Source organism: Variovorax sp. GW822-FHT04A09 (genome assembly GCF_058801005.1).
Window position 1 is genome coordinate 712,787 of sequence record NZ_JBXAMV010000002.1, and the last position, 12,146, is coordinate 724,932.

11 protein-coding genes are annotated in these 12,146 nt (G+C 67.8%); 6 read left to right on the top strand and 5 right to left on the bottom strand.

The annotated features are described in order from the left end of the window. Nucleotides 1-66 precede the first annotated feature (66 nt). A complete protein-coding gene (gene fhuF, locus AC1RLW_RS14375; RefSeq protein WP_493193585.1) occupies nucleotides 67-852 on the bottom strand; it encodes a siderophore-iron reductase FhuF in 786 nt (261 codons plus the stop codon). Nucleotides 853-1,014: 162 nt separating this feature from the next. Here fhuF and AC1RLW_RS14380 point away from each other — a divergent pair, with 162 nt between their 5' ends. The 3 genes from AC1RLW_RS14380 to AC1RLW_RS14390 all read left to right on the top strand — a co-directional run bounded on the left by AC1RLW_RS14380 (nucleotide 1,015) and on the right by AC1RLW_RS14390 (nucleotide 4,338). Continuing rightward, nucleotides 1,015-1,248: a hypothetical protein gene (locus AC1RLW_RS14380; protein ID WP_062469860.1), complete on the top strand. Its 234-nt coding sequence runs from the start codon at nucleotides 1,015-1,017 to the stop codon at nucleotides 1,246-1,248. A gap of 85 nt (nucleotides 1,249-1,333) precedes the next feature. Further along, nucleotides 1,334-3,013 carry a cyclic peptide export ABC transporter gene (locus tag AC1RLW_RS14385; RefSeq protein WP_493193587.1) on the top strand — a complete coding sequence of 560 codons (1,680 nt, stop codon included), beginning with the start codon at nucleotides 1,334-1,336 and terminating at the stop codon, nucleotides 3,011-3,013. Nucleotides 3,014-3,087: 74 nt separating this feature from the next. Next, nucleotides 3,088-4,338: a glutamate carboxypeptidase gene (locus AC1RLW_RS14390; protein ID WP_493193588.1), complete on the top strand. Its 1,251-nt coding sequence runs from the start codon at nucleotides 3,088-3,090 to the stop codon at nucleotides 4,336-4,338. Nucleotides 4,339-4,375: 37 nt separating this feature from the next. Here AC1RLW_RS14390 and AC1RLW_RS14395 read toward each other — a convergent pair whose 3' ends face one another. The 4 genes from AC1RLW_RS14395 to AC1RLW_RS14410 all read right to left on the bottom strand — a co-directional run bounded on the left by AC1RLW_RS14395 (nucleotide 4,376) and on the right by AC1RLW_RS14410 (nucleotide 8,429). Further along, the gene (locus AC1RLW_RS14395) at nucleotides 4,376-5,767 is read right to left on the bottom strand and encodes a hypothetical protein (RefSeq protein WP_493193589.1); all 1,392 of its coding nucleotides are present in this window, start codon (nucleotides 5,765-5,767) and stop codon (nucleotides 4,376-4,378) included. A gap of 252 nt (nucleotides 5,768-6,019) precedes the next feature. Continuing rightward, on the bottom strand, nucleotides 6,020-6,724 hold the full coding sequence (locus AC1RLW_RS14400) for a glutathione S-transferase N-terminal domain-containing protein (RefSeq protein ID WP_390342250.1): 705 nt from the start codon (nucleotides 6,722-6,724) through the stop codon (nucleotides 6,020-6,022). A 54-nt stretch (nucleotides 6,725-6,778) separates the two neighbouring features. After that, on the bottom strand, nucleotides 6,779-7,741 hold the full coding sequence (locus tag AC1RLW_RS14405) for a TIGR03571 family LLM class oxidoreductase (RefSeq protein WP_493193590.1): 963 nt from the start codon (nucleotides 7,739-7,741) through the stop codon (nucleotides 6,779-6,781). Between the two features lie 7 nt (nucleotides 7,742-7,748). Then, complete coding sequence (locus AC1RLW_RS14410; protein ID WP_493193592.1) at nucleotides 7,749-8,429, bottom strand: TetR/AcrR family transcriptional regulator; 681 nt, start codon at nucleotides 8,427-8,429, stop codon at nucleotides 7,749-7,751. Between the two features lie 201 nt (nucleotides 8,430-8,630). Between AC1RLW_RS14410 and AC1RLW_RS14415 the strand changes: the two genes are divergently transcribed. The 3 genes from AC1RLW_RS14415 to AC1RLW_RS14425 are packed head-to-tail and all read left to right on the top strand — an operon-like array spanning nucleotide 8,631 to nucleotide 12,141. Beyond that, nucleotides 8,631-9,434, top strand: coding sequence for an SDR family NAD(P)-dependent oxidoreductase (locus AC1RLW_RS14415; RefSeq protein WP_369629680.1), 804 nt, complete (start codon nucleotides 8,631-8,633; stop codon nucleotides 9,432-9,434). Between the two features lie 23 nt (nucleotides 9,435-9,457). Continuing rightward, on the top strand, nucleotides 9,458-10,591 hold the full coding sequence (locus tag AC1RLW_RS14420) for a DUF5938 domain-containing protein (RefSeq protein WP_493193594.1): 1,134 nt from the start codon (nucleotides 9,458-9,460) through the stop codon (nucleotides 10,589-10,591). 5 nt (nucleotides 10,592-10,596) lie between these two features. Further along, complete coding sequence (locus tag AC1RLW_RS14425) at nucleotides 10,597-12,141, top strand: acyl-CoA synthetase (protein WP_493193596.1); 1,545 nt, start codon at nucleotides 10,597-10,599, stop codon at nucleotides 12,139-12,141. Nucleotides 12,142-12,146 lie beyond the last annotated feature (5 nt).

The window sequence follows — 12,146 nt, forward strand, 5'->3', positions numbered from 1 at the left end:
AAAACCTCCGGGGTGTGGTCGATGTATGTGGGATGCAGAAGGAAGACGCGGGCTGCGGCCGGATGTTTAGTCGGCGGTGCTTGCGCAGCGCTCCCGCTCGAACTCGGGCGAGAGCGGACACGCGCCGCAGTAGCCCAGCCGCGGCACGAGGTAGTAGAGGCAGCACTGGCGGTGCAGCGTGACGGGCGGCGCGCTGCGGTCGGCCACGCGCACGCCGCGGCGCGCGGGCATGAACATCGGGTTGTCGCGCGCCTCGCCGCCCGGTTGCGGCCAGGTCGGGCGGTGCAGCAGGTGCTCGAGGTCGGCGGCCACGGCGGGCGCCTGGCCGCTCATGCGCAGGCCTTCTTCCAGCACCGGCTCGAGGTAGCGCACGGCGTTGCCCCAGAGGATTTTGGGCGCCAGCCGCGTGAGCTGCGTCAGCCGCGCGAAGAGGGGCGCCAGGTGCGTCCACAGCAGCACGTCGTAGCGCGCGGCCGTATCGGTGCCGGGGCGCGGCGTGCCGAGCTCGACGATGTGGAAGCACTCCGGGTCGCCGTCTGCGTCATCGAGCGACACCCACACCTGTTCGGGCGTGACAGGAAAGCCGTGCTGCAGCAGGCTCGCGGCGGCGGCCACGGGCGGCAGCAGCGCGTGCAGGTAGTTCATGCTCCAGGCGGAAGCGACCGCGCGCAGGTCGCGCTCCGGCATGTTCAGCGTGCGCGCCTTCAGGCGCAGCAGCGCCAGCAGGCGCGGCGGGTCGGCCAGCAGGTCGGCCACGCGCACGGCGTCGGGCGGTGGGTGCGGGGCGAAGGCCAGCGTTTCGCCGTAGGGCGCCCACTCGCCCTGGAAGATCGGCGCGAGCAGCGGGATCACGGGGCGGGGCCGAAGGTGGCGTGAAGAGGAAGGCGCACAGGCATGCAGCAGAAGACGCGCCGGCGGGCCGGAAATTTAGTCCGCGCAGGCCCCGCGCCTAAACAGCGTGCCCCACGGAGCGTCTACTCACTCATCGACAGCAGTGCAGGCGTGCGAATCCCCATGAGCTTCCCGAGACACCGTCCCTCCGATCCGGCCTTCAGCATGGCCTGGCGGCTTTTTCGCGAGCTGCACGACGCACCGTCGCCCGAGCGCGCCGAACAGCTCGTGGCCTGGCTCGGCCAGGACCCGGGCCACGTGCGCGCGCTCGACGAGGCCCTGACGCTGTGGGCGCTGGCGGGCGCCTCGGTGGTGGAGGCCGCGCGCGAGGCGGGGGCGCAGCCGCTGCTGCAATAGGCGCCGCGCCTTCCTGCTAAACAAGCAGGCGCGCCGAACGTCATTGCAGGGAGCCCGTCTCCCTTTGCAACGAACCGTCCGCCGCATGAACCTCACACCCGCCAGCGCCCCCGCGTCCGAACTCGTCCGGCTGTTGCGGCCCTACTTCCCGTGGATCGCGCTTTCGACCGTGACCGGCATCGGCGCGGGCATCGCGACCGTGGCGCTGCTGGCGACCATCAATCAGGTGCTGCATCGCCCCGGCGGCCTGGCCGGCGGACTGCTGCTGACCTTCATCGGCCTGTGCGTGGTGGCGCTGGTCGGGCGCGCCACCTCCGACATGTCGAACAACGTGGTCGGCCAGCGGCTCGTGGCGCAAGTGCGCAAGAGCCTGGCGCTGAAGATCCTCGCGGCGCCGATCGATGCGCTCGAGCGTTACCGCATGCACCGCCTGATGCCCGTGCTCACGCAGGACGTCGACATGATCAGCGACGTGGCCTTCATGCTGGCCTCGACCATGATCGCGCTGGCCGTTTCCCTTGGTTGCCTGGGTTACCTGGCGTGGCTTTCGCCGCCGCTGTTCGGCCTGCTGCTGGGGGCGCTGCTCGTGGGCATCACCGTGCAGAGCCTGGCGCATGCGCGCGGCATCTCGGGCTTCTTCAAGGCGCGCGAGCAGGAAGAGGCGCTGCACAAGGCCTACCGCGGCATCAGCGAAGGCGCGAAGGAGCTGCGCATGCACCGCGCGCGCCGCGCCAAGGTGTACGAGCAGCAGGTGGCGCACACGGTGGAACGCATCCACGACATCAACCGGCGTGCCATCAACATCTTTGTGCTGGCCTCGTCCTTCGGCTCGGCGCTGTTCTTCTTGCTGATCGCACTCATCCTCGGCTGGGCCGCGTTCCGCGACACCGCGCCCGTCGTGCTCAGCGGCTTCGTGCTGGTGCTGCTGTTTCTGAAAGGCCCGCTCGACCAGGTGGTGGCGGCCCTGCCGCACCTGGGGCGCGCGAAGGTGGCCTTCGAGCGCATCGGCGACCTGTCGGCCCGCTTCGCCACGCCCGAGCCGCACCTGGACCTGCACGCACCGCCCGCCACGCCCGTGCTGCACGACGCCATCGAGCTGCGCGGCGCGCGCTATGCGTTCCCGGCGGTGGAGGGCGCGGAGCCCTTTGTGCTCGGCCCGGTGGATTTGCGCATCGGCCGCCGCGAGATCGTCTTCATCGTCGGCGACAACGGCTCGGGCAAGACCACGCTCATCAAGCTGCTGCTGGGCCTGTACGCGCCGGTCGATGGCGAGCTGCTGCTCGACGGCCAGCCCGTGACGCCGCAGACGCGCGACGACTACCGCCAGCTCTTCACCACCGTGTTCTCCGACTTCTACCTGTTCGAAGACCTCGTGGCCGGCGAAGAGGGCGGCCACCAGGCGCTGCCCGAAACCGCCTTGCCCTACCTGCAGCGCCTGGAGATCGCGCACAAGGTATCGGTGAAAGACGGCGCCTTCAGCACCACCGACCTCTCGACCGGCCAGCGCAAGCGGCTGGCGCTGGTGCATGCGTACCTCGAAGGACGGCCGGTGCTGGTGTTCGACGAATGGGCCGCCGATCAGGACCCGGCCTTTCGCCATCTGTTCTACACCGAGCTGCTGCCCGAGCTGCGCGCCAAGGGGCACTCGCTGGTGGTCATCTCGCACGACGATCGCTACTTTCATGTGGCCGACCGCATCGTCCACATGAAGGCCGGGCGCATCGCGCAAGCCACCGAGGCGCCGGCGCCGAGCCTCGCGGCTTGACCCGTTCGCGAAGCGGGTGCTAGTGTGGGGTTCGCTTCGAACGAACCTCCACAACAGAAAGAACAGGCTTCCTCATGCACCTTCGCTCCACCCCGTGTTCATGGACGCGCGCCGCCTGCCAGGGCGCCGTGCTGGCCAGTGCCTTGCTCGCCGCCAGCGCCTTGGCCCAGAAGCCGCACCAGGGCGTGCTCGACGCCGCCACGCAGCAAAAGGACGAGACGCTGCAGCTGCTGGAGCGCATGGTCAACATCGATTCGGGCTCGACCAACACCGAGGGCCTGGCCAAGGTGCGCGAGATGGTGGCGGACGAACTGCGCAAGCTCGACGCGCGCGTCGAGAGCTTTCCCGCCGAGCCGCACCCGGGCACCAACCTGGTCGCGACGCTGACCGGCCAGGGCAAGAAGAAGATCCTCATCCTGGCCCACATCGACACCGTGTTCAAGGACGGCACGGCCGCGGTCAAGCCCTTCTACATCAAGGACGGCCGCGCCTACGGCCCTGGCGTGATGGACAACAAGGGCGGCGTCGTGGCCGGACTGCAGGCGCTGAAGATCCTGCAGAAGATCGGCTTCAAGGACTACGGCCAGATCACCTTCCTCATCGACACCAACGAAGAGACCGGCTCGGTCGGCACCAGCGCGCTCATCGAGCGCGTGGCCAAGCAGCACGACGTGGCGCTGAACCTCGAGCCGGGTCGCCCGGCCGACGGCCTCGTGGTCGAGCGCAAGGGCTCGGCCACGGCGCTCATCGAGGTGAAGGGGCTCGCGTCGCACGCGGGCGTCGCACCCGAGGCGGGCCGCAATGCCGCGATGGAAGTCGCGCACCAGGTGCTGCAACTGTCGAAGGTGGCCGACGCAGCGAAGAAGACCACGGTCAACTTCACGGTGCTCACGGCCAACGGACCGACCAACGTGATCCCCGCATCGGCCAGCGCCAAGGGCGACGTGCGCGCCGCCACGCCCGAGGAGCTCGACCGTGTCGAGAAGGACCTCACGCGCATCGCGCAGAACAAGCTCATCCCCGAGACCGAGGTGCGCGTGCGCCTCGTGCGCGGCCTGCCGCCGATGCCGCGCTCGCCCGCATCGGACAAGCTGGTGCGCATGGCCGAGGGCATCTACGGCGAGATCGGCAAGAAGCTCACCATCGAGAGCAGCGGCGGCGCCGCGGACGCCAGCCTCGTGGCCGGTGTCGGCGTGCCGGTGCTCGACGGCTTCGGCATCGTGGGCGGCGGCATCCACACGCCGGAGGAATACGCCGAGGTCGAGAGCGTGGTGCCGCGGCTTTATCTGCTGTCGCGGATGCTCATGGACTTGAGCGCGAACTGATTTCGGTTCCTGGGGACGCTGGCGTGGAGTGCCTGCGTCAGGTTTTCTCGAGCTCCAACTTCAGATCGCTCGCCTTGAAGGTTTGCGGTGAGTAGCGCTTGCCGGAGAGCCGCGACAGTGCATCGACGAGCACCTGTATTTGCGATTCATCGAAGTCCGCCTTGTCGCGCTGCTGGGGGTCGCGCAATTGAGTCGAGGATGTTTCGATCTTGGTTGCAACCGCAGCGAGCGCATTGACGGTTACCGCATCCAGGGCCTTCTTGTCACTCTTGGTGCCGTTGGGCCATTTCACGCTCTGTGCGAAATCGATCAACTTCTTCGCGTCTCGATAGCGCTGGTTCTTGTTGACGCTGGCTTTCAGCGCATCGATGACCGCGACGCGCTCGGCGGTGGAAGCCTGGGCCTCGGAAGAGAGTTTGGCGGTAAATGCAGCGAAGGTGTTGGCGGGGTCGAGTGTGGCCTCCTCCTTGGCGCGATTGATCTGCACCGTGAGGTAGGTGCGATTCTTCAGCACTGAATTGCATGTCGCGTCTTCGTAGATTCGCCCATTTTTCTGGTTGAACCACCAGCGTGTCCAGGGATGCGTTGAAGTGCTCCCAGAGCCACCCGAGTCCGCGAATGGCATGCGCACGAACGCGTAGTTGCCGTATTCCAGCCGCCCGGAATGCAGTGAATTGATCTGCTCCGCGCCCGGGAGCAACGAGGCGTGGTACTTGAACTCGATGTCGCTCTTGTTGGCTTTGAGCAAGCCGCCGCCGATCGTGTCGAGCACCTTCAGCACTGGCGATGCCGGCGGATAGGCCACGGCGCCCAGGCTGGCCGCTGCGGTGAGCAGGCCCGAGATCTCCGTGTTCTCCTTGATGTCGAGCTCCATGATGTAGAACTCTAGGAGCAGGGGCTTGCCGTGGTATTCGATGGGCCCGTAGATGGGCAACTGGCTGAAATTCAGGTACTGCCCAGGCGCGACGCCTTCCGAGTAGTAGATGAGGCGGCCACGATCCCTTCCGGCAACACTGAAATCGAAATCGGTCTGGGCGTCTTGCTCTGCGATGCGCGCAACGATGGCGATCTCGCCGCGCTTCTTGAAGCCGAGCAGACTGGCACCGCGCTCGACGAACTCGTTGATGAAAACCTGGCTCAGATGAACCGTGATCACGTCGCCCTTTTGTATGGCGGGGTGCTGGTTCTGTGTGACCGCACTACATCTCTCGCCAGTGGCCCGAATGTCATAGGCCTGAGCATCTGTGTCTGCGGAGAAATCGTTGCCGCACACCGATTGGTATTTCCTGACGAACGGGACGCAGGAATTGGCGATGCTCCAGTGCGCCTTCGCGTAGTCGTTAACGCCTTGGTCGTCGGCGGCGTTCGCAAAAGTGCAGGCCTGCACCAGCACGACGGCCGCCGTGCGCAGGATGCTTGCATTCTTCATGGCTTCCTCCTTGTGGTTCCACGTGGATGTCGAATCCGGTTTCGTGCGTGGAGGAGGGGACGGCGTGCGCCGTATCGCCGCAAGTGTGCGATCGCGTAATTTTTGTCAGCCCCCGCAACAACGCAGAGGGACTGTTCCAGTCGCCGGAAGGGTCAGGAATCCCACAAACGAGGGAGTCGCTCGAGCAACGGGTTCGGTACAGCCGTCGCCGATGCAGACGACGGCTCCGGCAGAGGCCCGATCGAGAGGGCCTCAGCCCCGCTTCGGAATGCCCAGGCCCTTCACCACCGCCGGCCGCGCCACGAAGGCCTCGAGCACGCGCGCGACGTTCTTGAACTCGCTGAAGCCCACGAGGTCGCCGGCCTCGTAGAAGCCGATCAGGTTGCGCACCCACGGGAAGGTGGCGATGTCGGCGATGGTGTACGTGTCACCCATGATCCAGGCGCGGTCGGCAAGGTGCTTGTCGAGCACGCCGAGCAGGCGCTTCGACTCGGCCACGTAGCGGTCGCGCGGGCGCTTGTCTTCGTAGTCCTTGCCGGCGAACTTGTTGAAGAAACCGAGCTGGCCGAACATCGGGCCGATGCCGCCCATCTGGAACATCACCCACTGGATGGTCTCGTAGCGGGCCGCCGCGTCCTTGGGGATGAACTGGCCGGTCTTCTCGGCGAGGTACAGCAGGATCGCGCCCGATTCGAACAGCGCCAGCGGCTGGCCGCCCGGGCCGTTGGGGTCGAGGATGGCGGGGATCTTGTTGTTCGGGTTGAGCGACAAAAATTCCGGCGACATCTGGTCCTGGGTCTCGAAGCTCACGAGGTGCGGCTCGTAGGGCAGGCCGGTCTCCTCCAGCAGGATCGATACCTTCACGCCGTTGGGCGTGGGCAGCGAGTACAGCTGCAGGCGCTCGGGGTGCTGCGCGGGCCATTTCTTCGTGATGGGGAAGTGCGAGAGATCGGTCATGGGGAAAGTCCTTGGAAGGAGGTCGACAACGGCGAGCGCCGGATTCTGCACGGGTCAGGGGGGCGGTGTGCGCGCATGGCCTTGCAGGCGCGGCAGCACCTCGCGGCCGAGCTCGTCGACGATGTCCTGTGCGGGCCGCCGACTGCTGCGCGCGAGGTTCAGCAGCACGTGGGCGACGCCGGCCTCTTCCATGCGGTCGAGGTAGTCGACGAGCGCATGGCGTCCGGCGCGCAGGCCGAGTTCGATGGGCTCGGCGGGTGCGTCGGCATCGTCCAGCAGGTCGAGCTGCAACGACTGGATGAAGGGCTTGGCCTCGCCGCCCGCGCGTTCGCGCAGCGCGGTCTGCCACAGGCCGATGCGGCCCTGCTGGCGTGCTTCGTCGCGGTGGTAGGTGGCCCAGCCGTCGGCGTGGGCGGCGGTCCATTGCAGCGACTGGCGCGCCGAGCCCACCACCAGCATGCCGATGCGCGCGGCGGGCGCCGCCATGAGGTCGTGGCCGCCGGTGGCGTCGTGCAGCGCGGCGCGCTCGTGCGCATCGGGCGAGAGCGCCGAGCGCACGAGGTTCCAGCGTTCGCGGAAGACGTCGCCGCGCAGCGCGATGTCCTGCTGGAAGATGGCGAACTCGGCCTCGCGGTCGCCCGAGCCCAGGCCGAGGATGAAGCGGTCGTTCGACAGGCGGTTGAGCGAGAGCGCGGCCTTGGCCACGTGCAGCGGATGGCGCAGCGGCAGCACCGCGGCGGCGGTGCCGAGCGCGATGCGCTGCGTGGCGGCGGCCAGCGCGGTGAGCCAGATGAAGGGCTCGTCGAGCACCGCGGTCTCTTCGCCCTGCGGCACCATCACGGGCACGTCGCGCGTCCACAGCGCCGCAAAGCCGAGCGTGTCGGCCAGCCGGGCCAGCTGCAGTTCGGAAGCGGGGTTGGCCATCGCGCCGGGCGGGCGCGCCAGCGGCGTCATCAGGCCCAGGGTGAGGCGCCCGGCGAGCAGCGTCTGCCGGTAGGCGGTGTTGAACGGCGCCATGGCGGCGTCAGGCGCGCCGCTTGCGGGAGGCCGGCGCGGTGGTTGCGGCGGGGGCGGTGAACAGCCGCTCGATCGACTGCCGCACGTCGGCCTGCATGTCGGCGATGGCCTTGGTGTCGCCCGAGAGGTGCTTGAGCAGCGCCTGCAGGAACAGCCCGTCGAAGAGGGCGTAGCAGGCCGAGGGCGGCAGGCCGGGGGCTTGCCCCGAGAGTTCGGCGAAGCGGCTCATGATGCGCCAGATCATGTCTTCGAGGCTCTTGTCGATCTGCACCACGTCGTCGTGAAAGGCCGCTTCGAACAGCGCCTGCGAGCGCAGGTCGTACCAGAGCCGGTGCACGTGGCCTTCGCCCAGCAGCGTGTCGCCCAGGCTCTGCAGGAAGCCTTCCATGAGTTCGTCATACGTCGTGGCGGTGTCGACCGCGTGGTCGTAGCGCGTGACGCAGCGCGCCTTGTACTGCTTGACGCTGCAGACGATGAGGTCGACCTTGTCGCTGAAGTAGTAGTGCAGCACGCCGTGCGAGAACTCGGAGTTCTGCGCAATCTCGCGCAGGCTGGTGCGCGCGTAGCCGAGCGTGGCCAGCGTGGTGAGGGCGGCTTCGCCGAGCTCGGCGCGGCGCTGCTCGAACTTGTCGGCCGGTGCCTTCTGCACCCGTCCGGCGTGCTTCTTTACCCGTGAATGAGTGGTCATTTCTAGCCAGGCCGCAGAGTGCCGGCCGCTGTGTTTCCTGGTGATTGCAAACCATAGCACGCGGCGTGGGAAATCCCTCGTACGTGCATTCCGGAGGCATTTTACGAAATTTGGGCAGTCGTCAAAAAATTCTTGACACTCGTCAAGTCGATTCCTAGCATGGCCGCTCCATCTCATACACATATCCACAGGAGACAAGTGATGGCCAAGTTCGACTTGACGGGGCGCAAGGCCCTGGTGACGGGGGGTGCGCGCGGCATCGGCGCGGGCATCGCCCAGGCGTTGGCGCAGGCGGGTGCGTCGGTGATGATCGGCGACGTGCTCGCCGACCTGGGCAAGGAGACCGCACAGCGGCTCTCCGCCGAAGGGGCGAAGGTGGGCTTCGTCCCGCTCGACGTCACGAAGGACGGCGACTGGGCCTCTGCCACCGAAGCCACGGTGAAGGCGCTCGGCGGCTTCGACATCCTGGTCAACAACGCCGGCATCGAGATCACCTCGCTGGTGGTCGACGTCGATGGCGACGACCTGCGCCGCATGCTCGACGTGAACGTGGCCGGCACGCTGCTGGGCATGAAGCACGCCTTTCGCGCGATGCGCCCCGGCGGCAGCGCGGGCGGCGGCGGGGCGGTGGTCAACATCGCCTCGGTCGCGGCCACCATCGCCTTTCCCGCCATCGCCGGCTACTCGGCGACCAAGTCGGCGGTCGACCGCGCCACGCGCGTGGCGGCCATGGAGTCCGGCAAGCTGGGCTACGGCGTGCGTGTCAACTGCATCTACCCCGGCCTCGTGCCCACCGACATGGGCATGAAACTCGCCAACGACATCGTGGCCGCGGGGCTCGCGCCCAGCGTCGAGGCCGCCGTGGGCGACGTCATCGGCCAGACGCCGCTGGGCCGCCTCGGCGAGATCGGCGACATGGCCGACGTGGTGGTCTTCCTCTGCTCCGACGCCGCCCGGTTCATCACCGGCGCGGGCCTCGCGGTGGACGGCGGCATGGGCATGTGAGCGATCAACAAGGAGCAAAGAACATGAGCAGCAAGAAGAAACCCGTCATCGTCTACGGCGCCTCCGGCTACACCGGGCGCCTGGTCTGCGAGTACCTGCGCGAGTACCACATCCCCTTCATCGCGGCAGGCCGCAGCGCGGAAAAGATCGAAGCGGCGATGAAGTCGAACGTGCCCGGCATCGAGACCGCCGACTACGAAGTGGTCGAGGTCGCGCACACGGTCGAGGCGCTCACCGAGCTCTTCAGCGGCGCCTCGGTCGTGCTCAACACGGTGGGGCCGTTCGCCAAGTTCGGTCCCGAGGTGGTTGATGCCTGCCTGGCCGCCGGCTGCCACTACACCGACACCACCGGCGAACAAGACTGGCTCATCACGCTCGACCAGAAGTACGGTGCCAAGTTCGCGGCGGCCGGCCTGCTGCTGTCGCCCGGCCTGGCGCAGATGTACACCACCGGCGAAATCGCGGCGCAGCTGTGCCTGGAAACGCCCGGCCTGGACACGCTCGACATCGCGGTGTTCTGGGGCGGCAGCCCGACCATCGCGTCGACGCAGACCATCCTGGTGAACGCAGCCACGTCGAAGGCCTTCTACCTGGAGCAGAACCAGTACGTCGAATGGCAACCCGACGCGGGCCTGTACCACCTGTCGATTCCCGGCCAGCACGAAGCCGCGCTGGCATTGCCCTGGGGCGGCACCTCGCACCCGGTGTGGTTCAAGCGCGACCCGCGCGTGGCCAACGTGAAGGTGCTCGGCGGCGTCTTCAACAAGCCGCTGATGCTGGGCGTGCCGCAGATCGTGGCCGCCGCGCTCAAGGCCACCGAAGGCATGAACGACGAAGACCGCTATGCGGCGCTGGCCCAGACGGCCGCGGGCGTGATGAACACCATGCCGCCGCGCGAAAACCCGCGCATCAACAAGTCGGTCGATTCGGTGCATGCCTCCGGTCCGCTGGGGCGCGCGCATTGCGTGATCTTCGGCAACTGCAACTACAAGCAGACCGGCCTGTTGCAGGCCTATGCCGCGGCCTCACTGCTGCAGCAGGCGCCGCGCCGCGCGGGCTTTGCCTCGGGCTGCCAGGCCTTCGGGCACCGCGAGCTGCTGGGGGCGCTGCGCAGCTTCGGGCTGGTGCAGGAACCCGTGCTCACGCGGATGGGCTGACGCGCATGCGCCTCGTCGACTACCTCGACAAAGGCGCCCAGCAGGGCGCCGATTCGCCGTGCCTCACCATGGGCGACGCCGACCTGAGCTACGGCCAGGTGCAACGCATCAGCTGGCGCGTGGCACGCGGCCTGCAGCGCGCGGGCATCCAGCCCGGCGACAAGGTGGCGGTGCTCTCTAGCAACGACGCCCTGGCCTTCGCCACGGTGTTCGGCATCTCGCGCGCCGGTGGCGTGTGGTGCCCGATCAACCCGCGCAACGAAGCCAGCGAGAACGCCTTCGTGCTCGATGCCTTCGATTGCGCGTGCCTCGTGTTCCACAGCAACTACGCGCCGATGGTCGAGCAGATGCGCGCGCAGCTGCCGAAGCTGAAGGCGCTGGTGTGTCTCGACCAGCGGCAGGCCTTCGCGCCCGCCATGGACGAGTGGCTCGACGGGCTGGACGATGCGCCGATCGACATTGCACCGCCCGACGACGTGGCCATGATCGCCGGCACCGGCGGCACCACCGGCCAGCCCAAGGGCGTGATGCTCTCGGGCGGCAATCTGGAGGCCATGTCGGCGCTGACCCTCATGGGCTATCCCTTTGAAGGCCGGCCCGTGTACCTGGCGCTCGCTCCGCTCACGCATGCGGCCGGCGTGCTGTGCCTGCCGGTGATGGCGCTGGGCGGGCGCGTGGTCATCATGCCCAAGCCCGACCTGAGCGAGTTCCTCGCGCTCATCGAGCGCCGGCGCGTCACCCACACCTTCCTGCCGCCGACGCTGATCTACATGCTGCTGCAGCACCCGGACCTGGCACAGACGAAGCGCGATTCGCTGCAGTGCTTCTGGTACGGCGCCGCGCCCATGTCGGCCGCGCGGCTCGAAGAAGCGCTCGACAAGATCGGCCCCGTCATGGCCCAGCTCTTCGGCCAGACCGAGGCGCCGATGATGGTCTCGATGATGCCGCCGCGCGACCACTTCAATGCCGACGGCTCCGTGGCGCGCCAGCGCCTGGCCTCGGCGGGGCGGCCCGGGCCGCTGGTGCAGGTCGGCATCATGAACGGCGAGGGCGCCTTGCTGCCCACCGGCGAGAGCGGCGAGATCGTGGTGCGCGGCTCGCTCGTGATGCGCGGCTACTACAAGGACCCGAAGGCCACGCAGGAGGCCTCGCGCCACGGCTGGCACCACACGGGCGACATCGGCTATCTCGACGGCGACGGCTTCCTGTTCATCGTCGACCGCGCCAAGGACATGATCATCTCGGGCGGCTTCAACGTCTACTCCGCCGAGGTGGAGCAGGTGCTGATGCAGCACCCCGACGTGCAGGACAGCGCCGTCGTCGGCCTGCCCGACGAGAAGTGGGGCGAGCGCGTGGTGGCCGTGCTGCAGCTGCATGCGGGCCGCAGCGTGGACGCCGAGGCGATCAAGACCTTCGTCAAGTCGCGCATCGGCAGCGTGAAGGCACCCAAGCAGGTCGAGGTGTGGGCCGACCTGCCGCGCTCCAAGGTCGGCAAGGTGCTCAAGAAGGAAGTGCGGGCGTCGCTGTTGCAGAAGCTGCAGTCGCCCTGATGCGG

Coding starts and splice junctions, on each gene's coding strand:
- AC1RLW_RS14380 (WP_062469860.1), top strand. CDS start 1,015: ATGAGCTTCCCGAGACACCGTCCCTCCGATCCGGCCTTCAGCATGGCC.
- AC1RLW_RS14385 (WP_493193587.1), top strand. CDS start 1,334: ATGAACCTCACACCCGCCAGCGCCCCCGCGTCCGAACTCGTCCGGCTG.
- AC1RLW_RS14390 (WP_493193588.1), top strand. CDS start 3,088: ATGCACCTTCGCTCCACCCCGTGTTCATGGACGCGCGCCGCCTGCCAG.
- AC1RLW_RS14395 (WP_493193589.1), bottom strand. CDS start 5,767: ATGAAGAATGCAAGCATCCTGCGCACGGCGGCCGTCGTGCTGGTGCAG.
- AC1RLW_RS14400 (WP_390342250.1), bottom strand. CDS start 6,724: ATGACCGATCTCTCGCACTTCCCCATCACGAAGAAATGGCCCGCGCAG.
- AC1RLW_RS14405 (WP_493193590.1), bottom strand. CDS start 7,741: ATGGCGCCGTTCAACACCGCCTACCGGCAGACGCTGCTCGCCGGGCGC.
- AC1RLW_RS14410 (WP_493193592.1), bottom strand. CDS start 8,429: ATGACCACTCATTCACGGGTAAAGAAGCACGCCGGACGGGTGCAGAAG.
- AC1RLW_RS14415 (WP_369629680.1), top strand. CDS start 8,631: ATGGCCAAGTTCGACTTGACGGGGCGCAAGGCCCTGGTGACGGGGGGT.
- AC1RLW_RS14420 (WP_493193594.1), top strand. CDS start 9,458: ATGAGCAGCAAGAAGAAACCCGTCATCGTCTACGGCGCCTCCGGCTAC.
- AC1RLW_RS14425 (WP_493193596.1), top strand. CDS start 10,597: ATGCGCCTCGTCGACTACCTCGACAAAGGCGCCCAGCAGGGCGCCGAT.